General features: G+C 21.8%; 24 protein-coding genes, 1 tRNA gene and 1 other RNA gene. 14 read left to right on the forward strand and 12 right to left on the reverse strand.

Annotation, left to right across the window (positions count from 1 at the left end):
* On the forward strand, nucleotides 1-1,043 hold a 1,043-nt coding region (locus T403_RS0101960), incomplete at its 5' end, for a restriction endonuclease subunit S (protein ID WP_033161148.1).
* A gap of 104 nt (nucleotides 1,044-1,147) precedes the next feature.
* Here the strand turns inward: T403_RS0101960 and T403_RS0101965 are convergent.
* Together T403_RS0101965 and T403_RS0101970 are read right to left on the reverse strand one after the other, a co-directional pair.
* Nucleotides 1,148-2,341, reverse strand: coding sequence for a restriction endonuclease subunit S (locus T403_RS0101965; protein WP_033161149.1), 1,194 nt, complete (start codon nucleotides 2,339-2,341; stop codon nucleotides 1,148-1,150).
* A gap of 99 nt (nucleotides 2,342-2,440) precedes the next feature.
* Nucleotides 2,441-4,201 (reverse strand): alpha-amylase family glycosyl hydrolase, encoded by a 1,761-nt coding sequence (locus T403_RS0101970; RefSeq protein ID WP_051619072.1) that lies wholly within the window; start codon nucleotides 4,199-4,201, stop codon nucleotides 2,441-2,443.
* A gap of 142 nt (nucleotides 4,202-4,343) precedes the next feature.
* Here T403_RS0101970 and T403_RS0101975 point away from each other — a divergent pair, with 142 nt between their 5' ends.
* Genes T403_RS0101975 through T403_RS0102010 form a run of 8 tightly spaced genes read left to right on the forward strand, consistent with a single transcriptional unit; the run spans nucleotide 4,344 to nucleotide 10,664 of the window.
* Nucleotides 4,344-4,673 carry a hypothetical protein gene (locus tag T403_RS0101975; protein WP_156933539.1) on the forward strand — a complete coding sequence of 110 codons (330 nt, stop codon included), beginning with the start codon at nucleotides 4,344-4,346 and terminating at the stop codon, nucleotides 4,671-4,673.
* Nucleotides 4,674-4,726: 53 nt separating this feature from the next.
* Nucleotides 4,727-5,278, forward strand: coding sequence for an inorganic diphosphatase (locus tag T403_RS0101980; protein ID WP_033161151.1), 552 nt, complete (start codon nucleotides 4,727-4,729; stop codon nucleotides 5,276-5,278).
* Between the two features lie 48 nt (nucleotides 5,279-5,326).
* Nucleotides 5,327-5,854: a tRNA (cytidine(34)-2'-O)-methyltransferase gene (locus T403_RS0101985; RefSeq protein WP_033161152.1), complete on the forward strand. Its 528-nt coding sequence runs from the start codon at nucleotides 5,327-5,329 to the stop codon at nucleotides 5,852-5,854.
* Nucleotides 5,847-6,572, forward strand: a complete 726-nt coding sequence (locus T403_RS0101990; RefSeq protein WP_033161153.1) for a TrmH family RNA methyltransferase — start codon at nucleotides 5,847-5,849, stop codon at nucleotides 6,570-6,572. Before T403_RS0101985 ends, T403_RS0101990 begins: the two co-directional genes overlap by 8 nt.
* 2 nt (nucleotides 6,573-6,574) lie before the next feature.
* Nucleotides 6,575-6,865 (forward strand): DivIVA domain-containing protein, encoded by a 291-nt coding sequence (locus T403_RS0101995; RefSeq protein WP_033161154.1) that lies wholly within the window; start codon nucleotides 6,575-6,577, stop codon nucleotides 6,863-6,865.
* A gap of 1 nt (nucleotide 6,866) precedes the next feature.
* Entirely contained in the window at nucleotides 6,867-7,427 is a 561-nt protein-coding gene (gene yihA, locus T403_RS0102000) for a ribosome biogenesis GTP-binding protein YihA/YsxC (protein ID WP_033161155.1), read from the forward strand.
* A gap of 38 nt (nucleotides 7,428-7,465) precedes the next feature.
* Nucleotides 7,466-8,560: a class I SAM-dependent RNA methyltransferase gene (locus tag T403_RS0102005; protein WP_033161156.1), complete on the forward strand. Its 1,095-nt coding sequence runs from the start codon at nucleotides 7,466-7,468 to the stop codon at nucleotides 8,558-8,560.
* Nucleotides 8,553-10,664, forward strand: a complete 2,112-nt coding sequence (locus T403_RS0102010; protein ID WP_033161157.1) for a Tex-like N-terminal domain-containing protein — start codon at nucleotides 8,553-8,555, stop codon at nucleotides 10,662-10,664. Before T403_RS0102005 ends, T403_RS0102010 begins: the two co-directional genes overlap by 8 nt.
* 83 nt (nucleotides 10,665-10,747) lie before the next feature.
* On the opposite strand, the gene T403_RS0102015 is transcribed toward T403_RS0102010, so the two are convergent.
* Nucleotides 10,748-11,524 carry a leucine-rich repeat domain-containing protein gene (locus tag T403_RS0102015; RefSeq protein WP_033161158.1) on the reverse strand — a complete coding sequence of 259 codons (777 nt, stop codon included), beginning with the start codon at nucleotides 11,522-11,524 and terminating at the stop codon, nucleotides 10,748-10,750.
* Nucleotides 11,525-11,604: 80 nt separating this feature from the next.
* Between T403_RS0102015 and T403_RS0102020 the strand changes: the two genes are divergently transcribed.
* Nucleotides 11,605-11,859, forward strand: a complete 255-nt coding sequence (locus tag T403_RS0102020; protein ID WP_033161159.1) for a hypothetical protein — start codon at nucleotides 11,605-11,607, stop codon at nucleotides 11,857-11,859.
* Here T403_RS0102020 and T403_RS0102025 read toward each other — a convergent pair.
* The 4 genes from T403_RS0102025 to T403_RS0102040 all read right to left on the reverse strand — a co-directional run bounded on the left by T403_RS0102025 (nucleotide 11,856) and on the right by T403_RS0102040 (nucleotide 15,883).
* The gene (locus tag T403_RS0102025) at nucleotides 11,856-13,322 is read right to left on the reverse strand and encodes a DEAD/DEAH box helicase (RefSeq protein WP_051619074.1); all 1,467 of its coding nucleotides are present in this window, start codon (nucleotides 13,320-13,322) and stop codon (nucleotides 11,856-11,858) included. The two genes, T403_RS0102020 and T403_RS0102025, sit on opposite strands and share 4 nt — an antisense overlap.
* A gap of 8 nt (nucleotides 13,323-13,330) precedes the next feature.
* Entirely contained in the window at nucleotides 13,331-14,041 is a 711-nt protein-coding gene (locus T403_RS0102030; protein WP_033161160.1) for a pseudouridine synthase, read from the reverse strand.
* An 82-nt stretch (nucleotides 14,042-14,123) separates the two neighbouring features.
* A complete protein-coding gene (locus T403_RS0102035) occupies nucleotides 14,124-15,200 on the reverse strand; it encodes a nicotinate-nucleotide adenylyltransferase (RefSeq protein ID WP_033161161.1) in 1,077 nt (358 codons plus the stop codon).
* 14 nt (nucleotides 15,201-15,214) lie between these two features.
* A complete protein-coding gene (locus T403_RS0102040) occupies nucleotides 15,215-15,883 on the reverse strand; it encodes a 16S rRNA (uracil(1498)-N(3))-methyltransferase (protein WP_033161162.1) in 669 nt (222 codons plus the stop codon).
* Nucleotides 15,884-15,952: 69 nt separating this feature from the next.
* Between T403_RS0102040 and T403_RS0102045 the strand changes: the two genes are divergently transcribed.
* Nucleotides 15,953-16,028: transfer RNA gene (locus T403_RS0102045), tRNA-Thr, on the forward strand.
* Between the two features lie 20 nt (nucleotides 16,029-16,048).
* On the opposite strand, the gene T403_RS0102050 is transcribed toward T403_RS0102045, so the two are convergent.
* Genes T403_RS0102050 through rpmF form a run of 5 tightly spaced genes read right to left on the reverse strand, consistent with a single transcriptional unit; the run spans nucleotide 16,049 to nucleotide 20,762 of the window.
* The gene (locus tag T403_RS0102050; protein WP_033161163.1) at nucleotides 16,049-17,080 is read right to left on the reverse strand and encodes a glycosyltransferase family 2 protein; all 1,032 of its coding nucleotides are present in this window, start codon (nucleotides 17,078-17,080) and stop codon (nucleotides 16,049-16,051) included.
* Nucleotides 17,043-18,032: a UDP-glucose 4-epimerase GalE gene (gene galE, locus T403_RS0102055; RefSeq protein ID WP_033161164.1), complete on the reverse strand. Its 990-nt coding sequence runs from the start codon at nucleotides 18,030-18,032 to the stop codon at nucleotides 17,043-17,045. Before galE ends, T403_RS0102050 begins: the two co-directional genes overlap by 38 nt.
* 5 nt (nucleotides 18,033-18,037) lie before the next feature.
* Nucleotides 18,038-19,240 (reverse strand): phosphopentomutase, encoded by a 1,203-nt coding sequence (locus T403_RS0102060; RefSeq protein WP_033161165.1) that lies wholly within the window; start codon nucleotides 19,238-19,240, stop codon nucleotides 18,038-18,040.
* A 20-nt stretch (nucleotides 19,241-19,260) separates the two neighbouring features.
* Nucleotides 19,261-20,517, reverse strand: a complete 1,257-nt coding sequence (glyA, locus tag T403_RS0102065; protein WP_033161166.1) for a serine hydroxymethyltransferase — start codon at nucleotides 20,515-20,517, stop codon at nucleotides 19,261-19,263.
* A gap of 50 nt (nucleotides 20,518-20,567) precedes the next feature.
* Nucleotides 20,568-20,762: a 50S ribosomal protein L32 gene (gene rpmF, locus T403_RS0102070; RefSeq protein WP_033161167.1), complete on the reverse strand. Its 195-nt coding sequence runs from the start codon at nucleotides 20,760-20,762 to the stop codon at nucleotides 20,568-20,570.
* Between the two features lie 137 nt (nucleotides 20,763-20,899).
* Here rpmF and ssrA point away from each other — a divergent pair.
* From ssrA to T403_RS0102080, 3 genes are all read left to right on the forward strand, one after another.
* Nucleotides 20,900-21,261, forward strand: a transfer-messenger RNA (tmRNA) gene (ssrA, locus tag T403_RS04365).
* Nucleotides 21,262-21,314: 53 nt separating this feature from the next.
* The gene (locus tag T403_RS0102075; RefSeq protein WP_033161168.1) at nucleotides 21,315-21,755 is read left to right on the forward strand and encodes a Dps family protein; all 441 of its coding nucleotides are present in this window, start codon (nucleotides 21,315-21,317) and stop codon (nucleotides 21,753-21,755) included.
* A 275-nt stretch (nucleotides 21,756-22,030) separates the two neighbouring features.
* Nucleotides 22,031-23,395: an ABC transporter ATP-binding protein gene (locus T403_RS0102080; protein WP_051619076.1), complete on the forward strand. Its 1,365-nt coding sequence runs from the start codon at nucleotides 22,031-22,033 to the stop codon at nucleotides 23,393-23,395.

A 23,395-nucleotide genomic window follows, 5' to 3' on the forward strand; every position in this document is an offset into this window, starting at 1 on the left:
TAATGGCAATTTATAAACTTGGGGAATTGGTAGAATTATTTTGTGGAAGTAGCGATTTAACTAAAAATTATATCGATAAAAACAAGGGAATTTATCCAGTTATTTCTTCAAAAACATCAGAAAATGGTATATATGGTTATTTAAATTCTTTTATGTTCCAAAAAGGAATAACAATTTCAAAGGATGGAGCATATGCAGGTACAATTTTTTATCAAAAAAAACCTTTTTCTATAACAAGTCACGCTTTTTATTTGAAAATAAAAAATAAACTAATTTTAGAAAAATATCTTTTTTTCAATTTAAAACAAAATGAAAATTTAGTTAAAAAAATTGGGGAAGGAGCTTCTACAAGAAATGGAATTTCTAAAAGTAATTTATCAAATTTAAAATTAAAAATCCCACCATTAGAAACTCAAAAATCAATAATAGATATTATAGATCCGTTAAACAAATTAATTGATAAATTAAAAGTTTTATTTAATAAAATAAAAAAATTTTTAAAATTGCTTTATAAACAAAGTAAAAATGAAGAAATATTCTTGAGTAAAATTGTCATTTTAAATAATAAGAAATATAATAATCAAAAAAAATACGTTCCAACATCAATAGTTCATGAATTGTTTTTGGAAGAAGAATCACTATTAAAAATTAATGATGTAAACTCAAAACCGTCAAGAGCGAATCTTACAACTTTAGAAAATTCAATTATATTTTCTAAATTATTTGGTGAAAATAAAATATTTTTAACAAAAAATGAAAAAGATAAAGTTTTTTCTACTGGTTTTTTTAATTTACAAGAAAAAAATCAAAAAAATGATGATTTGATCGCTTATTTTTTAAGTGAAGATTTTATAAATTCAAAAAAGAAATTAAAAACAGGCACAACAATGGAGGGCATTAATTTAAATTCATTTAAAATGTTGAAAATGAAAAAAATGTTTTTAAATTCTAATTTTTTTTATGAGATGTTTTATTTTATAAATATTTTGTTAAATAAAATAAAAAACTTATCTTTTGTATTAATAAAAATACTAATTAATTAAAAAACATAAAAAATTTGTTAAAAAATAAAATTTTAAACTAAAAAACAATATTTTCAAAAGTAAATGTTTCACTTTTAAAAATATTGTTTTTTAAAATTAAATTTTTAAATCATTAATTTTAATATTTTTTCTTCAAGATTTTCTACCAAAAAATTCATTTTTTTTATTTCATTAGACATTCCTATGATAAAGTTTTGAATTTCTAAAGATGGAATTTCGATAAGAATTTCTTCAACAGAATAATTTCTAATTGCCGGCCTTGAAGTTCCTACTATATTTTTAGATTTTATATCTTTTTCTTTATTTTTTAATAAATAAAAAATATATTTGATTAAAAAAATATTTTTTATTTTTGGAATTAATATTATGCAAACATTAGTAATAGAAAATTTACCATTTTGTAAAAAAAATGTTCCAGCATATCCATCAGTATTCATTGTAATGTATTCCCCATCATACATATATGAATTTATATAACCAAAAATTCCATTATTTTTTGTATTAGAAGAAATAACAGGGTAAATTCCACTATTTAATCTTAAATATTTACCATTTATTACATTACCTCTTTTTATTTCAAATATATCTTTTAATTTATATTTTTTTGTGTTTAACAAAAAAAGATTTATTAATTTTATTATTTTTAGATTGAATAAGTTTTGTTTTTCAATAATTTTTATTAAATTATTTTTTATTTTTTCAATCGGCTCTATAATATCTATTAAATTTTGAATATCTTTTTTTGTATTTTCTAAATTATTTATTCTAACAAGTTTGTTATGTTTTAAAAATAATTCTTCATGTGTTTCGATAATATCTATTATTGATTTTTGAATTTCTAATGAAGGTACATCAATAATAAAATTTTTTATTATTATTGTATTCAAATTTTTTTGAGTTGTACCAGAAGCTAATTTTACAAAATTATTTCTATTTTTATGAAAGTAAAAATTCAAATATTTTATATCTAATATTTTGTTGTTGGGAATAATTTTGCAAAAAGATTGATTTATGTATAGATTTTCATAATTTTCATTAATAGCTGAAAGAGCTGGAGTTGCATACATGCTATAAACTAATTCATTTTTTTCTAGTTTTATTAAATTATTTTCTAAAATTGATTCATCGTATTTTTCAAAATTTCCATCAATTTTATTATCTTTAAAATTTCTAACTAATAATCAATTTATTTTTCCTTTTTTATTTTCATAATTATTAAGTTTCTTATTATTTTTTTTATTATTAATGCCCTTTCCGCTGATTATTTCAGCTACATCCCCAAGTTTATAAATTGCCATTAATAAATAAAAAAAATCTCGAAATAAAAATGTATTAACTATTTCAAGATTTTTTTTTGATAAATAAATTTTTATATTTAAAAATAATAGGTTTAAAATTTAAATTTCTAAAATTAATAAAGAACCATGTTTTATAAAAATTTTGTTATTTTCAATTTTAACTTTGTAATTAAAAACAACATTTTTATATTGTTTTTTTAAAATTAATTCATCATTTTTTATTTTTCCATTTGTATATAAAAATAAAAATTTTTTTTCATTTTTTAAATCATTTCTAATAAAAGTTACAGCTATGTTTTTATTATCAATATATTCGTTAGCATTGCTTATAGTTTTATTATCACTTGAAAATAAAAATGGATTTTTACCTCTAAATTCATTTAAAAATTTAATTGTATTATATATCGAATCTTTATTATTAATTTGGTTTTCAACATTTTCAATATCATTAGAAAAATTTAAAAAAATTTTATCATTACTTTTTGCTTCTGAAAAAGAAACATTATATTTACTATTTTTTCATTTAAATGGTTCTCTTAAACCAGGATCACCAAATTTTTTATTAGCATGCATACCTAATTCATCTCCATGATAAATTATTGGTTTAGCAGGATGGATTAATAAAGCAAAATAAGCAGATTTAATTGCTTCTTTTTCATCATTTGTTAATGGTTTATCTAAATCATTAACAAATAATTTTGAGACATTTGTTCTATAAGAATTTATTCATCTATCATTATCATGATTAGATAAAAATGGTACTCACTCATTTGGTTTATATTCTTTTAAAAAATTTTGAATTTCATTAATATTTTTATTAATAAATCAATTATTTTTTCAATGAGTGCTATCATATACTGTATCTAGCGCTTTATTATTTTGATAAGTAAAATATTTTTTAGCTTCTAATGGATTTTTTCATCATTCACCCATCATAAATATTTCTTTATCATTTTGATTAGTTTCTTTCAAACCTTCATTTGAAGCTTTTCTTAATTCATAAAATATTTTGCTTGTTGTAAAATTATTTTGACTTTCACCATAAGAAGAGAAAAATTCATCAAAAGCATCATATCTAAAGCCATCTACCCCTAGTTTTGTTCAATATTTTTGAATTGCTTTTAATTCTTCAATTACTTCAGAATTATCTAAATTTAAATCAGGCATACCAGCTCAAAATTTTGATGTATAAAAATGATTAGTTGGGTTTTTATCTTTTAAATTTATAAAAATATCTCTTAATTCTCTTGTATCTTGATTAGAATCATTAACTTTGTTATCATAAAAATGATAAAAATTTTTATATTTTTCTTCACCTTTTAATGCTTGTTGAAATCATGGATGTTCAAAAGATGTATGATTAAAAACCATATCCATATAAACTTTAATTCCATTTTCATGAGCTGTTTTTAAAAAATCTAAAAAGGCTTCTTTTCCCCCTAGTTCTTTAGCTACTTCTGTATAATTTATTACATCATAACCATGATATGAACTAGAAGGATGAATTGGTGATAAATAAATTTGATCTATTTTTAAATCAACAAAATAATTAATTTTTTCTTTTAAACCAATAAAATCACCAATACCATCATTATTACCATCAGCAAAAGAATATACTAATACTTGATAAACAACATTAGAATTATTTTCTTTTTTTATAAACGGAGCTAACATTTTAGCATTTTTTACATCTTCTTTATAAGATAATTTATTTTCATTAAAAACAAATTTTTCTTCCTGTCATTTTGAATAATTTTTACACGAAACAAAAAATATTAAGCAAAAAAACAATAAAATGTAAACAAAAAATTTTCTTTTATTTTTTAAAATATTATTTTTAAATCTATTATATTTTTTCATAATTTAATTTTAAAAAAAATAAATTATCTAAAATTAAATAACTTGATATATCTTTTTTAAAAAAATGTATTTAAAAAATTTAAAAAAAATCGTTTTTAATATAAAATTAACATATAAAAATCAAAAATCGAAAGAGGAAAAAATGAAAAATGTTAAATTAAAAAAACTTAATATATTAGATGAAAAACAATTTATTACTGATTATAAGTTTTATCTTGAAAATTTAAATTTAAAAGCTGATGAATTTGTAAATGTTGCAATTCACTTAATCCAATCAAACCATAACGTTGTTAATTTATTTTATGATGTAAAATACCGAGAAAAAAATAATGAAATATTTTACATAACTTATGTTGTTGATGAATTAAATTTAGCTAATTATTTTCAATTTTTCAACGACTTTAATAAAAACAATCCAAGCTCTAAAGTAAAAAACTTTAAATTTGATAATTTTCACTATATAAAAAGTTAATTACTAAAATATTTAAATTATTTTTTTAATAACTAAATGATAAAATAAATATTATGAAAAAAATAGTTACTGTTAATATTGAGATACCAAAAAACTCAAATATAAAATACGAATATGATCGTGAAAGAAATCAAATTGTTGTAGATAGAATTTTAAGAGATGGTTTTAGATATCCGGCAAATTATGGATCATTAAGAGAAGCATTAGATTGAGATGGTGATGAATTAGATGTTCTTGTTTATTCTAATGAAGAATTTTTAACAGGTTCAGCGCTTAATGCAAGAATAATTGGTGCTATGAAAATGATTGATGATGGTGAAACTGATACAAAATTAATTGCTGTTCATGAAGATGATTATCGTTTAGATAATATTAATAAATTAGAAGATTTACCAAAATGATGATTAAGAGAAATTGAAATTTTCTTTTCTAATTATAAAAATTGAAAAAGACCAAATATAACTTCAATCGAAGGTTTTGGAAATACTGAATGAGCGATTAATGAATATAATGAATGTGTTGAATTAATGCAAAAATATGGTAATTTACCAAAAAAAGATTTTATAAAATTAATGAAAGAAAAACATCCAGATAAGTATAAATAAAAAAAATAAAGTTGATACTTTATTTTTTTACTATATTTAAAAAATACAATGTTGAATATTGTTTTATATCAACCAGAAATATCACCAAATACTGGAAATATAATTCGCACATGTTTTGCTGTAGGAGCAAAATTACATATTATTAAACCAATTGCTTTTGATTTGGAACCGAAATATTTAAAAAGACCAGCAGCAGGAAAAAGATTAAGTGACATTAGACATGAAATTCATGCAAATTACGATGAATTTAAGAAACTTTATGGTAATAAAAATATTTTTTATATCACTAGATATGGGTTTAAATCATATTCAGATGTAAATTTTAAAAAAGAAGATTTTGAAAAAAAAGAAATATTTTTAATGTTTGGAGCTGAATCTACAGGCATACCTAAAGAAATTTTGCAAAATAACATTGAAAATTGCTTAAGAATTCCAATGGTAGAAGAAGCTAGATCGATTAATTTAGCTAATTCCGTTTTTCTTTTAGCTTACGAAGTTATGAGACAATTAAAATTTAAAAATCTATCTTTATACGAAAGCCAAAAAGGCAAGGATTTTATTTTAAAAAATGATTAATTCAATTAAAAATAATAAAATAATTGAATTGTCAAAATTGAAAATAAAAAAATATAGAGATTTAACAAATACTTTTTTAATTGAGGGACAAAAAATTATAAATGAAGCTCTTAATGAAAATCTTATTTTAAAAATTTATACAAGTGATTTAAATTATAAAAATAATTTTGTTGAAGTAATTTATGTTTCGCAAAATATTATTAATAAATTATCTTCTTTGCATAGCAAAGATAATAAATATATTGCATTATGCAAAAAGAAAAATTTTTCATTTGGTAAAATGAAAAAAATAGTTATTTTAGACAATATTCAAGATCCAGGAAATTTAGGTGCCATAATTAGAAACTCAATAGCATTTAATTTTGATAGTTTAATTGTTGAAGGTGTTGATATTTATAATGAAAAAGTTATTAGAAGTTCAAAAGGAGCGCTTTTTAAATTAAATATTATTAATGTAAATAATTTAGCTGAATTTTTAAAGCAAATTAAAGAAAATTTTTTAATACTAGGTACTGATTTAACAAAAAAAGCAATTGAAATTCAAAATTTTAAATTGGAAAAAAGTAAAAATGTAGCTATTATTTTTGGTAATGAAGGACATGGAATATCGCCTCAAATTTCTCAATACATTGACCAAAATATTTATATTAAAATAAATTTTGAATCATTAAATATAGCAATAGCAAATGGAATAATATTATATTTTTTAAAGGATTAAATATGCAAAATAAAAAAGAAATTAAATACGAAAAATATATTAAAGAAATTTTGGATAAAAAATTTGATGTATCAATAAATGGTTACGATCCCGAACAAGTAGATTTATTTTTTGATAATTCAATTGTTTGAATTAATAATCTTTTGGAAGAATTAAAAAATACAAATAATTTAAATGAAACATTAAAAGAAGAAAATAAAAAAAATCTTTCAAAAATTGAAGCACAAAATCAAGAAATTTTCACACTCAAAGAATATATAAAAAAACTTAATTCAAAAAAAGAAATAATTTAAAATGTGAAAATTTATAATATCTTCTTCTAATAAATCAAATTGATATAATCATTCAAATTATGAAATTTGTTTTATAGGTCGTTCTAACGTTGGAAAATCTTCACTGTTAAATGCTTTAGCTAATCAAAATATTGCCAAAATTTCAAGTGTGCCCGGTAAAACTAAATTAATTAATTTTTTTGAAAATAATGATAAAAATATTATTGTAGATCTTCCAGGTTATGGTTATGCAAAAATGTCAAAAAAAGATAATGAAATAATGTTACAAATGCTTTACGATTATTTTAAAGATAGAAGCCAATTAAAGACAGTTTTTTTATTATTTGATACAAGAATTGGTTTGCAAAATATCGATCTTAATACGTTGAAATTTTTAAGTGAGTTAAATCGAAAAGTTATTTTAGTGGGTACTAAAATTGATAAATTAAATCAATCACAATTAGCAAAAATTAAAACTCTATTAGAAAAAGAAAAAAAATATCAATATATTTTTGTTTCAAGCAAAAACAAAAAAAATATTCAAATTTTAAACGAAATAATAAACAATGAATTTAAAGCATAAATTTATTTTAAATTCATTTTTTTTAATAAAGGAAAACTATGTTTGTTTGTAAAATTGAATTTTATAATCAAAAAGGACAAGGTGCATGTAAATGAAATAATAAAATAGTTTATATGCCATTTGTAATTTTAAATGAAGAAGTTGAATTTAAAATTATTAAAGAATTTAAAAATTATATTATTGCTAATGTTGATAAAATTATAAAACCATCATTAATGAGAAATTATGATTTACCTGATAATTATCAAAATATTGGTGGTTATGAATTATTTCATATGAATATTGAAGCTGAAAAAGAATATAAAATATTTAACACTTTAAATGCATTTAAACAAAATGCTAATTTTAATCTTGAAAATTTAGACTATTTTCAAGGAGAAAAAATATTACGCTATAGAAACAAAATAACTTTATTAGATGGAAAATTTCATAAACCAAAAACTAATGAATTGATAAAGTTAGATGATTTTCTTTTAAGTGATATAAAACCTGTCACAGATAAGAAAGGTAAAGTTATTTTTAGACAATTAGATGATCTAATAATTGGAAATGAAAATGATAAGCTTTATACAACTGATACTTTATTAGATTTAAAATTCAGAGTTAATATTAATTCATTTTATCAAATTAACAAAGAAGTGGCACAAGTAGCATATCAAGATATTTTAAATTTTTTAAATAAAGAAGATGTAGTTTATGATTTATATTCCGGAATTGGCACTATTGCTCTTTTAGCTTCTAAAAAAGCTAAATTTGTTTATTCTGTAGAATATAATAAATTTTCTTTTAAAGATGCTTTATATAATGCAAAATTAAATAATATAAAAAACGTAAAATTTATTTTATCTGATGTTAAAGAATATTTAAAAAATAATAAAGAAAAAAAATTATCTGGAACATTAATAATCGATCCATCACGTAGTGGCTTAAATTCAAAAATAGTTAATTTAATTTTAAAACATGATTTTAAAAAAATAATTTATCTATCATGCAATGTTTTTACCCAAGCAGCTGATTTTAATCTTTTTAAACAAGCTTATAAATTAACATTTGCAAAAATTTATAACATGTTTCCAAGGACGTATCATATTGAAAATTTAATTGTTTTAGAAAAAAGGAAAATAAATGAATAAAGAAATTTTAAATTATTTAGCTAATTTACTAAAAACTGAACACCTCTATATTGAAAGAGTTTTACAACTTTTAAAAGAAGAAAATACCATTGCTTTTATTGCAAGATATCGAAAAGATTTTACTAATAATTTAGATGAAAACGCAATTAAATTAATTAGTGATGAATATAATTATCAACTTAAATTAGCAAAAAGAAAAGAATTTATTTTACAAACTTTAAAAGAAAAAGAAATATTAACTGATGATTTAACAAATTTAATTAATAATGCAAAAAAACTAGTTGAATTAGAAGCTATTTATAAACCTTATGCAACTAATAAAAAAACAAAAGCATCACTAGCTATAGACTCGGGGCTTAAACCTTTAGCATTAGAAATTTTAAGTTTTAAAAAAGATGTTTCATTATCAGAAAAAGCCAAAAAATATATAAATAAAAATTTTGATAATGAAGAAAAAGTTTTACAAGGTTCTTGCGACATTATAGCTGAAATTGTTTCACAAGATCAAGATTTAAGAACTTATTTCATTACAAATATTAAAAAATGAGCTAAATTAACAACAAAGAAAAAAGAAAATTCTTTAGATGAAGATAGTAAATATAAAATTTATTATAATTTTTCTAAACCTTTAGTTTTTTTACAAGATTATCAAGTAATGGCACTTGATCGTGCTAATAATAAAAATATAATAAGTTTAAAATTTGAATATGATAAAGAATTTTTAATATCAAAAGCTGTTAATAAATATACCAAAACATATATTTGAGAAGGTTATGAACTAATTAAAAAAGCTGTTATTGATGGTTGTAAAAGATTACTTTTTCCAAGTATAGAAAATCAAATATATAATGAAATATTAGAAAAAGCGCATTTAAAATCTGTTAATACATTTAGCAATAATTTAAGTTATCTTTTATTACAAAAACCATTAAAAAATAAAACAATAATGGGTTGAGATCCAGGTTTTAATTCAGGTTGCAAACTTGCAATTGTGGATAAAAACAATAAATTATTAGATATTAAAGTAATTTTTCCTCTAAAGCCACAAAATAAAACTAATGAAGCTAAAAAAATTATTTTTGATTTAATTAAAAAATATAATATTGAAATAATAGCAATTGGTAATGGAACTGGTTCTTGAGAAAGTATTGAATTTTTAGAAAAATTAATAATTGAAAATAATTTGAATGTTAATTTTTTAAGAACATCTGAAGTAGGCGCTTCAATTTATTCAGCATCTAAAAAAGCGCAAGAAGAATTTAGTGATTTAACAGTAGAAAAAAGAAGTGCAATTAATATAGCGCGTAGAGTGATCGATCCAATGGCTGAATTAATAAAAATAAACCCACAAAATATCGGAATCGGCCAATATCAACATGATATTAAGAAAAAACTATTAGAACAAGAATTAGATTATACAATTAAATCTTGTGTTAATAAAGTGGGTGTAAATATAAATTCAGCCTCAATAGAACTTTTAAATAATATTTCTGGCTTTAATAAAAAAATAGCTTCTAGTGTTATTAAATACATTCAAACTAAAGGAATGATAACTAATAGAAATGAATTATTAAAAATACCATATTTAACAGAAAAAGTTTATGAGCAAGCAGCAGGTTTTTTAAGAGTGTATGAATCTGATAATATTTTTGATAAAACTAAAATTCATCCCGAATCATATGCTAATGCAGAAAAAATATTAAATTTTTTAAAATTTGATAAATCATTAATTGGAACTAAAAAAACTGAAATCACTGAAACAATTATTGAAAATATTCAAAAAGAATTAAAAATTAATTATTATGATATTAAATTAATTTTAGAATCAATAAACGAACCTTTTAGAGATTTTAGAGAACAATTTGATGATCCTATCTTAAGAAATAAAAATTTAAAATTCGATGATTTATCTTTAGAACAAAATTTAAAAGCAATAATTACTAATGTAACTGATTTTGGATTGTTTGCTGATGTAGGGTTAAAAAATGATGCTTTTATGCATATTTCTAAAATAAATAATAATGATTTTTATGTTGGTCAAATTATTGATGTTAAAATCGAATCTATTGATCAAGAAAAAGAAAGAATAAACCTAAAATTATAATTTATCAACCTTTATTTTGTCTAATCAAAAATCAAAATATTAAAAAAATTAGTTGTTTAAAAAGCAACTAATTTTTATTTTTTTTAAATTTTTATTTCTTTAATTTCGTTATTTGTAAATATATTTTTAAAATCTAATTCTCTAAATTTAACATTAATATTTATGCTTGAATTGTTATTTTTTTTATCAGCATAATATAAAATATTTTTTATTTGGCTTAATTCTTCATGTTTTAGAAGTTGTAAAATATTAAAATGGTTAAATTTAACAACATTATTAAAATCATCAAGTGAATTAATAATTTTTAATTCAATCAAATTAAAATATTCACTATTTTTATTTAAATAAGTTATTTTATTTATGCAATTATAAAAAGAAATTGTTTTTATATTTATATTATTTCAAAAAGGAAAATTTTCAATATTTGTTTGTGGATTTTGAAATGAAATAAATTCTATATCGTTATCAGCAAAACTTCCTTCTGATAAGATATTTAATTCTTTTTTAAATTCTATGTTTTTAATTTTGTTTTTAGAAAAAGCAAAATCACCAATTTTTTTCAATTTTTCATTAAATTCTATAATTTCAATTAAATTATTTTCAAAAGCTGATTCTTCTATATATTCTAAATTTTTGTTGAAAACAATGCTGGAAATTTTATTAAAGGCAAAAGCACCAATGCCAATAGTTTTTAAATTAATTGGAAGAATCAATTTATAAATTAAAAATTTACAATTTGCAAAAGCAAAATCATCAATCTTAGTAACATTTTTTAATTCGCTTAAATCCAAAATATTTTTATTAAAATAATTTGAATCTTTTAATAAATTTTTTGCTTCTTTCTTGGTTAAAAGTTCCATTTTTTTCTCTTTTCTTATTTTTTTATTTTTTTTTGCTTTTTTTAATAAATATGGCTATTGTTTTGAGGAAGGAGGTAATATTGAAAGATAAACTAGTAAAGCTTAATAACGAACAGCTTGAAAATATTGGCGGTTCCGGAATATGAGCTGCTTTAATTCCGTTAATTCCGCTGGCAATTAATGCAATATCATCATTGGCAGCTACGTATAAAACACTAACAAGTTCTAGTGGCGAATACAAAACAAAAGATACTAGCCATAAATGAGATAGTGATAATAAATCTTCATCTCGTTCTTCGAGCTCTTCATCGCCAATTGTACTTATGCAATATTAACGATTTTTAGATTTTTTTAAACTTTTATTTATTTTTTTATCCAAAAATTTATTTTTTTTATTTTTGGACTTCTTATTTTTCAATCTATCATTTATATTATTTTTTAAATTATTTTTATTTATTTTAATAATAACACTTGGTTCGGGAGTTAATTTTATATTTTTTTCAAATTTTTTAGTTTTAGAAATATAATCAGCTAATAATGTTGCTAATTCTAATTTATTAAATTTTCCAAGCAAGTCATCTCGAATTGGTGTTTTTATTAATTCATTACTTTCAGCCAAAATCTTTTCGAATTTTTTTCAAATTTTATTATTTCATGTTTGCTTTAAATCTTTTTCTGATGGAACTAAAATTTCTTTAATATTAGAACAAGTATCAATAGCAATTTTTTCTAAATGTAAAATTTCATCAGGTTTTACAAAACTCAATGAATACCCGGTTTTTCCAGCTCTACCGGTTCTACCAATTCTATGAGTATAATATTCAATCTCTTGTGGAAGATCAAAGTTAATAACTCATTCAACGTGTTCAACATCGATTCCACGCGCCATCACATCAGTGGCAACTAAAATTTTTATTTCTCTCTTTCTAAAAATATCAATTATTTTATTTCTTTCTTTTTGGGGTAAATCACCCTGTATTCCTAAAGCTTTAAATTTAAGGGATTTTAAAGCTTCTGTCAATTCATCTACCCTTCTTTTGGTTCTACCAAATATAACAACTGATTTTGGCTGATAAAATTCTAAAAATTTTATTAAAGAAATAAATTTATTTTTTTCTTTTAAAACAACAAATTCTTGTTCAACTGAATTTGTTGTTTTTTTTCCTTCAGAAACAAAAACATTTTTTGCATTTTTAGTAATTAGTTTACTTAAATTTTCAGTTTTTTTATCAAACGTTGCTGTAAAAAAGAAATTTTGTCTTTTTAAAGGTAAGAAATCGAGTAGATCTTTAATTTGCTCATAAAATCCAACTTTTAATAATTCATCAGCTTCATCAAGAGTTAAAGTTTTTATTTTTGATAAATCAACTTTTTTTTCAAATTCTTTTTTTGTTAATAAATCAAAAAGTCTTCCAGGTGTGGCTATTAATATATGTGGTTTGTTTTGTAAAACTTTTCTTTGCATTTCATAATTTAAACCTCCAATTATAACCCCGATTCTGATGTCGAAATTATCTTGAATTAATAATTGGAATTGATCAGCAATTTGACTTGCCAATTCTCTTGTAGGTGCTAAAATTAAATGTTGAATTATTTTATGTTGTGAATCAGTTTGTTCGATAATAGGAATAGCAAAAGCCGCAGTTTTTCCGGTACCTGTTTGTGCTTGTCCAATTATATCAAATCCTTGTTTTGCTAATGGAATTACCTTATTTTGAATTTCAGTTGGATTATTAAAATTAATCTTTTTTAGTGATTTTAATATTTGATTACTTAAATTTAGATCGTTAAAATTCATTTCTCTCCTTAAATTAAATTTACTATTTTTTTTAAATACCTTATTTCTTTGATGTTTAATTTTCTATATTCACCTTTTTTTAAACCAATATGAGAAATGCCGGCAAATTCTATTCTGTTTAATGTTTTTACTGTATAGTCAAAAATTTCAAATAATTTTTTAACGTGATGATAAGATCCTTGGTATAACTCCACAATATAAGATTTGTTTGCGACTTGTTTAACAATTTGTTTAGATTTTTTTTGGTTAATTATAACTTTATCGCTATTTAAAAATAACAATTGTTCATTTGTTAATGGTTTATCGATTTTAACTTTATAAACTCTTTTTATTTTATATTTAGGATGTAAAAGTCTTTGTGTTAATTCGCCATCGTTAGTAAGTAAAATTGTTCCTGTTGTATTATAATCTAGTCTTCCAATTGGAAAAACAGTTGTATTTACATTAAGTAAATCAATAATAATTTTTCTTTTTTGAGGATCATGCAAACTACAAATAACTTTTTCTGGTTTATTCATTAAAAAATAAATTTTTTCTGTTTTTTTAATGATTTTTCCGTTTACTTCTATTTCATCGTCAAAAGATGCTTTTGAACCTAATTCTGCAATTTTCCCATTAACTTTTACCTTTTTTTCTTTAATTAAAATTTCAGCTTTATGTCTGGAAACTAATCCTGATTTTGCAATTATTTTTTGTAATCTTTCAACTTCTTTTTTCATAATAGTTAATTTTAAATTATAAATTATAAAAAATTAAAAAAATAAATTAAACTTAAAAAATAATTTCCCAAAGTTTAATTTATTATTTAATGTGAATATTATAAATTTCTAATTGTTCATCACTAACAGTTGTTTTATTTAAATTAAAATTTTTTGTTTTTTCTACGATAGATGAAAAAGCTGCTTCAAAATCATTAAAAGCTAAATTTCTTATTTTTTGAATACCTTCAAATTTTCTTCCTTTAGACAATTTATCAGCCATAAAAACAATTTTATCTAAAACATTCATTTTTTTAGATAAAGATGTATGAACACTTATTGCATTTATTATTTCTTTATTTTGTAATTTATAAACATTTTTTAGTCATAAACTCCCAGTTAGTTGGTGTAATTTATAATCTTCAATTTGCTCATTTTTAATATTATTTTCATTTAAAAATTGTCGATGTTTTTCGATAGTTCAATTTTTAGTAATATCATGACACAAACCTGCAAATCAAGCTATTTTTGAATCATAATTTAAACTTTTAGCATATTCAGCTGCTAATTCACCAGTTGCTACTGAATGTTTATGTCTTTTAGCTTCAAGTGTATTTTTCAATATTTCTTCTATATATAATCAATTTTTTCCAATATATTCATTAACTAAAGGATTTAAATTTTTAAAATTTCCTTTTCTTATTTCGGTTGAAGAAGCATCAAAAATATCATTATTTAACAATTGAGCGTTAAATTTTTTAAGATTGATTTTACTAAAGTTTTTTGTTCTTTTAAAAACAACAATTTTAGCTAATTTACTAATTGTTTCAATTTCTTCTCACTTATGAAGTGTTGTTAAATTATCAGAACCAATTAAAAAATAAAGTTGTGCATCTTTAAATTTTTCAGAAAAGTATTTAATTGTATCAATCGTATAACTTATTCCTTTACGATTAATTTCAAAAAGTGAAATTTCAGATTTTGGTAAAAGAACAAGTTCGATCATTTTAACTCTATGATGTGGTTCGGCAATTTTATCTTTTACTTTATCTGGAGATTTAAAAGTTGGTACAAAAATAAGTTTATCTAATTTTAAATGCTTAATAGCATATTCAGCAATTTTTATATGCGCGTTATGTATCGGGTTAAAACTCCCTCCAAAAATAGCTATTTTCTTCATATATTCCTTTGTTTTTATTGTTTAATTCTTGAAAGTATAAATATAGAAGCAGTTTCTGCTCTTAAAATTCTTTTACCAAGTGAAATAACTTTAAAATTATTTTTTTTAGCTAAATTTACTTCATTTTCACTAAAACCACCTTCTGGTCCTACTAAAAATATTGAATCTTGCTCAAAAAAATAATTTGTCAATGAATTTTCAGCTTTTTCATGAGCTATATATTTGTTTTTAATTTTGACATTTACAACATCTTTAAAATGAATTGGCATTTTTACTATCATTGCTTTATTTCTAAATGATTGTTCAGCAGCATTTTTTGCAATTAAATTTCATCTTTCAACTTTATGCTCGATGTTGTTACCTAATTTTTGTTTCATATTTTCACTATATATAGGCCATAATTCGCTTGCACCTAATTCAGTAGCCTTTTGAATTAGTCATTCAAATCTTTTGATACTAATTATTGCAGCTGCAATAATAACTTTATTTTCAAATTCATGATTATCATCTAATTTTTTAATTATTAAAGCTTTTTGATCTTCTAAAACACATAAATAAAAATATTTTTCATAAACACAAATAAATTCTTTGTTATTAACTCTTGCTACTTTAATGTGTTTTAGTGTTTCATTATCTAAAATAAAATAATTATCTTCTTTTTTTGCTACAAAAAATCTAAACATTTTTAACCATTTATTTTCTATTTTTTTTAAAATTTTAGTTTATAATAAAAAATATAATAAATTTTTTACGCCATCATAGCTCAGTAGGTAGAGCACATCCATGGTAAGGATGCGGTCGCAGGTTCAATTCCTGTTGTTGGCACCATATCAAGCTTTTGACCAATATTATTTTTTATTATTTTCATTATATAATTTGTAAACTTTTTCATAATTATATAATGAATTTTTTAATAAAAACGAATATCAAGATTTATATTTTTTTAACTTATTAATTAAATTATGTTTTTTAGCAATTTCAAAAAAATACAAAATTGAATCTTTATATTCTTTTGTGTTTTTTTTATAAAATTTATATTTTTTTCAATAAAATAATGATACAAAAAAAGCTTTTAAAAAATATCATTCATAATTTTTAGTATACTCATCTATTAATTCTCTTTTTATAATTTCATTATTTAAAAAATCTAAATTATGAGCAATTCCTAAAATTTTGCTTTTACTAAGTTTTAGTGATAAACCATTTAAATTTAAACAATATTTGTATGTTTTTTTATTTGTAAAGCCAAAATTTTTACTCAATAAAAACATGATAGTTGTAACAGGAAAATCTTCAAATGTATAACCTTTTTTACAACTTAAATTCAAACTTAAAAATCATTTTCTATTTATCAAAATATTTCAAAAAAAACCTTGAAAATTTTTATAACCATTACTATTTTTAGCTATTTTTCAATTTAAACGTCTATTGTAATTGTAAGTTGCAAAATTTAAAAGTTTTATTTTTTTAAAAAATAAACTAAATTTTGAATAAACTAATTCATATTCATTATTTTGGATTTTTTGATTAAAATAAAATAAAGCATTTTTATAAATAAGATCATCAGGATCTAAAAATAAAAAATAATCAGTTTTACAATTTTCTATTAAAATATTTCTTGCATTAGCTAATCCGCCATTTTTTTCTAATTCAATAATTTTCATATTAATTAAATGACTAAAATTGTTTTTAAAATCTTTTGTAATTTTTAGCGAATTATCAGTGGATTTATCATCTAAAAAAATAATATTAAAATTTTTATCTTTCTGTTTGAGTATTGAATTAAAAAAATTAGGTAAAAATTTTTCTTTATTATAAATAGGAACTAAAACAGTTATTAAATTATTTTTCTTTAATTTTATTTCTTCATTTTCATTCATGTCCAATAATATCCTTTAAATTATATTTATTTTTAAAACCTAAAATATTTTTTATTTTTTCATTATTTGCAATAAGCTTATCTGGATCTCCTTCTCTTCTTGGGGAGAATGTAAAATCAATTTTTTTACCTATAATTTTTTCAAATGTTTTTATGATTTCTAAATTTGAAATCCCTTTATTTAGTCCAACATTAAAAATATCACTTTTATTATTATTTAAATAATTATTTAATAAATAATGAGCTCTAGCTAGATCACTTACATGAATATAATCTCTTATGCATGTTTTATCTTTTGTTTGATAATCATTTCCAAAAATCTTAATTTCTTTATTTTCTAATATAGAATTAGAAATAACAGGAATTAAAAGTGAATAATTATTTGTTTTAGAAAATAGTCCACTTCTAAGATCGGGATCTGCTCCAGCTACATTAAAATATCTTAAAATACCATATTTAAAATTAGGATTATTAACAGCATAATCAATAATAATTTTTTCGCAAAATAATTTTGATTGTCCATAAGGATTGATTGGATTTAAAAAATCATCTTCACTAAAATTTTGATTTGGATTTTGCCCGTAAACTGCAGCTGTAGATGAAAAGATTAATTTTTTAATTTTGTATTTATCAATTAATTTTAAAATATTTATTATCCCATTTATATTATTTTGATAATAATCTAATGGTTTTAAAACAGATTCACCCACTTTAATAAAAGCTGCTAATTGCACTATAACATCTATTTTATTTTCGCTGAAAATTTTTTCTAATTGCTGAAAATTATTATGATCAGTTTCATAAAATTTTGCTTCAGGTGGTAAAAATTCTTTATTTCCTGTTGATAAATTATCAACAATAATAATATTTTGCTTTAAATCAGAAAGTAATCAAGCAAAATTACTTCCAATATAACCAGCACCGCCTATTAAAAGAAAAGTTTCTTTATTCATATTTCTTAAATTAATTTATCAAAAATATCTTCACCAGTATCGATTAATTCTAAATCAAAGTTTCGAGCAATAATATTTCCAGCAGTTCCAAGCCCACTTAATGTTCCTAAATTTTTATTTTTTCCTTTAAAGGATTTAGAATAAACAGTTAATGGTAAAGCTTCTCTGGTATGATCGCTTCCTGGAAATGAAGGATCATTTCCATGATCTGATGTCATAATTAAAAGATCATCTTCATTCATGGCATTAATTAATTTTGTTAATTTAACATCAAAACGATTAATATTTTCAGCATAACCCATTAAATTTCTACGATGCCCATAATGTGAATCAAATTCAACTAAATTAACAAAAATAAATTGATTTTCACTTTTTTGACTCGCAATGTTGATAGCTACATCCATATTTTCATCATCGCTAGCAGGAGGATATACTTCATCAATTCCATAATTTACAAAAATATCATTAATTTTACCAACTGCAATTGTTTTAATTCCTTTAGCTTGAAGCTTGTTTAAAATAGTTTCTTTTGGTGGTTTATTTGCATAATCATGACGGTTAAATGTTCTAGTAAATTCACCATTTTCTCCAATATAAGGACGAGCTATAATTCTTGCAACATTTCACTCTGGATTATCAGAACAAATTTTTCTAGCTGCTTTAGCATAACGATATAAATTATCTAGTCCCATATATTTTTCATGCCCACAAATTTGTAGTGTTGAATCAGGTGAAGTATAGACAATAATTTCGTTATTATCAATTTCTCTTTGCCCTAATTCAGCTAAAATAACAGTACCACTTTCAGCTCTATTACCAATAATTTTTCGATTATCAAATGCTTTTTCTAATTTAGTTATTAATTCTTGAGGAAAACCATTTTCTATAAAATTAGGATTAGGAACTTTTGTTTCTATTCCCATCATTTCTCAATGTCCAGCTAAAGTATCTTTAGCGTTAGATCTTTCAACTATTCTTGCCATATAAGCTAAATGATCTTTATTTTTTTTATTATGTTTAAATACTTTTGTTATTTCACCTATTCCTAATTTTTTTCATGTTGGAATATTTAAAATTTCACTCTTTTCACTAACATGTCAAAGTGTATCAGCGCCTGAATCTTTAAATTCTTTTTGCCTACCATCATCACCAATTCCAAGTGAATCAGTAACAATCATAAAAATTCTTTTAAATCTATAATTTTTCATTTTTCTCCTTAAACAATTGATTAATTTAATCAATAACTTTTTTTAATTGGAAAGTTTTTAGTTAAATCTAAAACTTTTGCTTTTAATTCTTGATGTAAAATTTCGTTTTTAGGAGCCATTAAAGCTTTATGAATAATTTTAGCAACTAAAGTAAATTCTTTATTTTTAAAACCTCTTGAGCTCATTGCGGCAGTTCCTAACCTTATACCAGAAGTTATAAATGGTGATTCATCATCATTAGGAATTGTATTTTTATTCACTGTTATATTGATTTTTTGTAAAATTTCAGAAGCTTTTTTTCCTGTTAAATTGTAGCTTTTTTTTGTGTTTATTACAAAAAGATGATTATCAGTTCCATTTGAAACTATTTCTACTTTTTTCTTTAAAAATTCATTAGCAAAATGAATTGAATTTTTAACAACATTTCTTATATATTTATAATAAAAAGGTTGTAAAGCTTCATTAAAAGCAACAGCTTTTCCAGCTATAGAATGAAATAAAGGTCCCCCTTGATGACCAGGAAAAACAGCTCGATCAATTTTTTTTGCCAAATATTCATTATTTGTCATAATAATAGCGCCTCTTGCACCTCTTAAGGTTTTATGAGTAGTAGAACTAATTACATCAGCATAACCTACAGGGCTAGGATGGGCTTTTGCTATTATTAAACCAGCTATATGAGAAATATCGGCTAACAAATATGCTCCAACTTGATCAGAAATAGCTTTAAATTTTTTAAAATCTACAACTCTAGAATATGCAGTAAAACCGCAAATAATTAATTTAGGATTAACTTTTTTAGCAATTTGCAAAATTTGATCATAATTTAAATAACCTTCAGCATCAACACTATAAGTATAAGTATCATAAAATTTTCCAGAAAAATTTATTTTCATTCCATGAGTTAAATGCCCGCCAGAATTTAAATCTAAGCCTAAAATTTTATCTCCAGGCTCTAATAAAGCAGAAAATACTGCTGCATTTGCTGTAGAACCCGAATAAGGTTGAACATTAGCGAATTTAACTTTGAATAACTGTTGTAGTCGCTCAATTGCTAATTTTTCAACTTGATCAATATTTTCACAACCATTATAATATCTTTTTCCTGGATATCCTTCTCCATATTTATTAGTTAAAATACTTCCGGTAGCCTTTAGAACATCTTCAGAAACATAATTTTCTGAAGCTATTAGCTCAATGTGCTCTTCTTGTCTTAATAATTCATTGTTAATAGCTAATTGAATTTCTTTATCTTTTAAATTAATTTTTTTATACATTTTTTATTAATAAAAAAAATATCTCTTTAAATTCAAAGAGATATTAACTATTATTTATCATTTAAAGCTGTAAAACCTTGAACTTTTTTACCTTTGTAAAAACCACAAAACATACAAACTTTGTGTTGTTGAATTTGATTTTTGCATTCTTTACATTGAACAAGATTAGGAACAGTTAAAGCATCATGAGTTCTTCTTTTATTTCTACGTTGTTTAGAAGTTTTGCGTTTAGGTACTATTGCCATTATTTCCCCTCCTATTTATATATAATCTAATTTAAAAATAAATTAGCAAATTAAAGTTTTAAATTTAATATTTATTATTTTACACTATTTTTTAAAAATTCTATAATTTATGTTAAAATTTTTATACATTCTTTAATGGGGGTGTAATGGCTTCGACATCTATAGGCAATTTTAAAGTTCAGTGGTCTAATAAACCATAAATATTTCTAGGCTTAAATAAACGGAAAAGCTAAAAAACAAGAAGATGTAACTTTAAATATGTTAGCTTCTTCACAAAACTATAATTTTTCTTTTGCTTAAAATAGCAAATTATTTTTTATTAAAAATATAAAAACATAGATTAAACAGATCATCATAAGTTTAATTTTATTAATGATGGCTAATGAAAGATTTTTGATAGTTTTAAATTTCAAATTAGCTTAAAATAAAAACTACTAAACTGTAAACCTTTATCTTTGTTTTTAGGTGGACCCGGGTTCAACTCCCGGCATCTCCACCATTTTTTTTTGTTTTTTTGTTATAATTAGTCGAAAAACAAGGAGATGTAAAAAAATGTTTGATTTAGAAATAAAAAAATTACATAAATTACAAGCTACTTTACAAATGGCTTACCATAACATTACTAATATTCATTGACATATTGAAGGAAAACGTTTTTTTGAAATTCACAAGAAAACTGATGAATTAAGAAGCGAAATCATTGAATTTATTGATATGGTTGCTGAAAAAATAATTATGTTAAATGGAAAAGCATTAGTAAATATTAAAGAAATTGAAAAAACATCTTTAATTAAAGAAAATAGTGAATTAACATTCTGTGAAAAAAGCGCAAAATCTGTTGTTGAATATTTAACAACTGTTTTAAATTTAGTAACTAATGTTAATGATAAAGATTTTAGTTTTAGTTTAAGAGTTCAACCTTTAATTGATGAAATTATTTTATCAATCGATAAATGAAAATGACAGTTTGAAAAATATTCAATTAATTTTTAATATTTTAACTTTTTTTTGTTAAAATAAATTCATTATGAAACTAGTTAGCTATAATTTTATATTTTTCGTTAAAAAGTATATTTATATACTTATGTTTTATGTTGATATAAATTTAGCTATTAAAAAAAACATAATTTCTTTTTTTGATAAATTCCCCATCTCTCTTCATTAGAGAGAGGTTTTTTTATACCTTTTATATAATGAAGTTTTTAAATTTTTTATTTTTTTTAATATAAATAACATATTTAATTCTATATTGGATGAAAGGCGAATTTATGGAAATAAAAGCTAATAAATTTTTTCAAAATTCTTTAAAACCGTTAATTAACTTAGTTAATGTAGAAAAAGAATTTGATAATAAAAAAGTTTTAAATAACATTAATCTTAAAATTAATAAAGGTGAATTTGTTACTTTACTAGGGCCTTCTGGTTCGGGAAAAACAACTATATTAAGATTAATTGGTGGTTTTGAGTGAACTACAAGAGGTGAAATCAAATTCAATGATATTGATATTAAAGACTTATCTCCTAATAAAAGAAATGTTTCAACAATTTTTCAAGATTATGCTCTTTTTAGTCACTTAGGAATTAAGGGAAATATTAACTATGGATTAAAATTAAAAAGATACGCAAAAGATTTTGTAAAACCTGAAATATATAAAAAACTTGAAGCTAAAAAAGTTTTATGAACTAAAATAGCTAATTTAAAAATGAAAGAGCTTGATAAAATTCAAATCAATTATGAACAAGAGCTTAAAAAACCAAAACTTTCGAAAATAAAGCGAAAAAAAATTCAAAATTGACTAGATGATTCTGATTTTAAATATTCATATTGAGAAAATTATGTAAATGTAAAGGTTGAAAAGTTTTCTAAAAAATATTTAACTAGAAAAATTACAAAAGCAGAAATGGAAAAAGAATCTAAAGAAATAATAAAATTAGTTGGGCTAGAAGGAAGTGAAAATAAAAAAATTAGTGAACTTTCTGGAGGTATGAAGCAAAGAGTTGCATTAGCTAGAAGTTTAGTTTTAGAACCACAAATTTTATTATTAGATGAACCTTTATCAGCGCTTGATGCTAAAATTAGACAAAAAATGCAACAACTTTTACGTTCAATTCAAAAAAAATTAAATATCACATTTGTATTTGTTACTCATGATCAAGATGAAGCGCTTGAATTATCAGATAGGATAGCAATTATTAGAGATGGACAAATTGAACAATTCGATACTCCTAATAAAATTTATGATTATCCTATAAATAAATGAGTAGCTAATTTTATAGGATCTGCTAATTTTTTTAAAGTAAAATATTTATCTAAACACAAAGTAGAACTCTTAAATAAAATAGTCTATTGAGACGAAGATAAAAATTCTTCAACGAGTTTTGTTCCTAATCAAATATTAGATGGTCTAGTAAGACCAGAAGATGTTAAAATTTCTTTAACTAGTGGTTTTTTCGATGGAATAGTAAAAAAAGTGGTGTACAAAGGTTCTTATTATTTTATTGACGTTTTAGTAAATGAGCAAATAATTTATGTTGAGACTAATGTTAAATATTTAGAAAATACTAAAGTAAAAATTAGCTGGGATGATGATTCTCTTCATTTAATGCTACTTGATAAAAAAGGTTTTAATTAG

It is taken from the genome of Mycoplasma collis ATCC 35278 (assembly GCF_000701825.1).
Lineage (GTDB): Bacteria > Bacillota_I > Bacilli_A > Mycoplasmatales > Metamycoplasmataceae > Mesomycoplasma_A > Mesomycoplasma_A collis.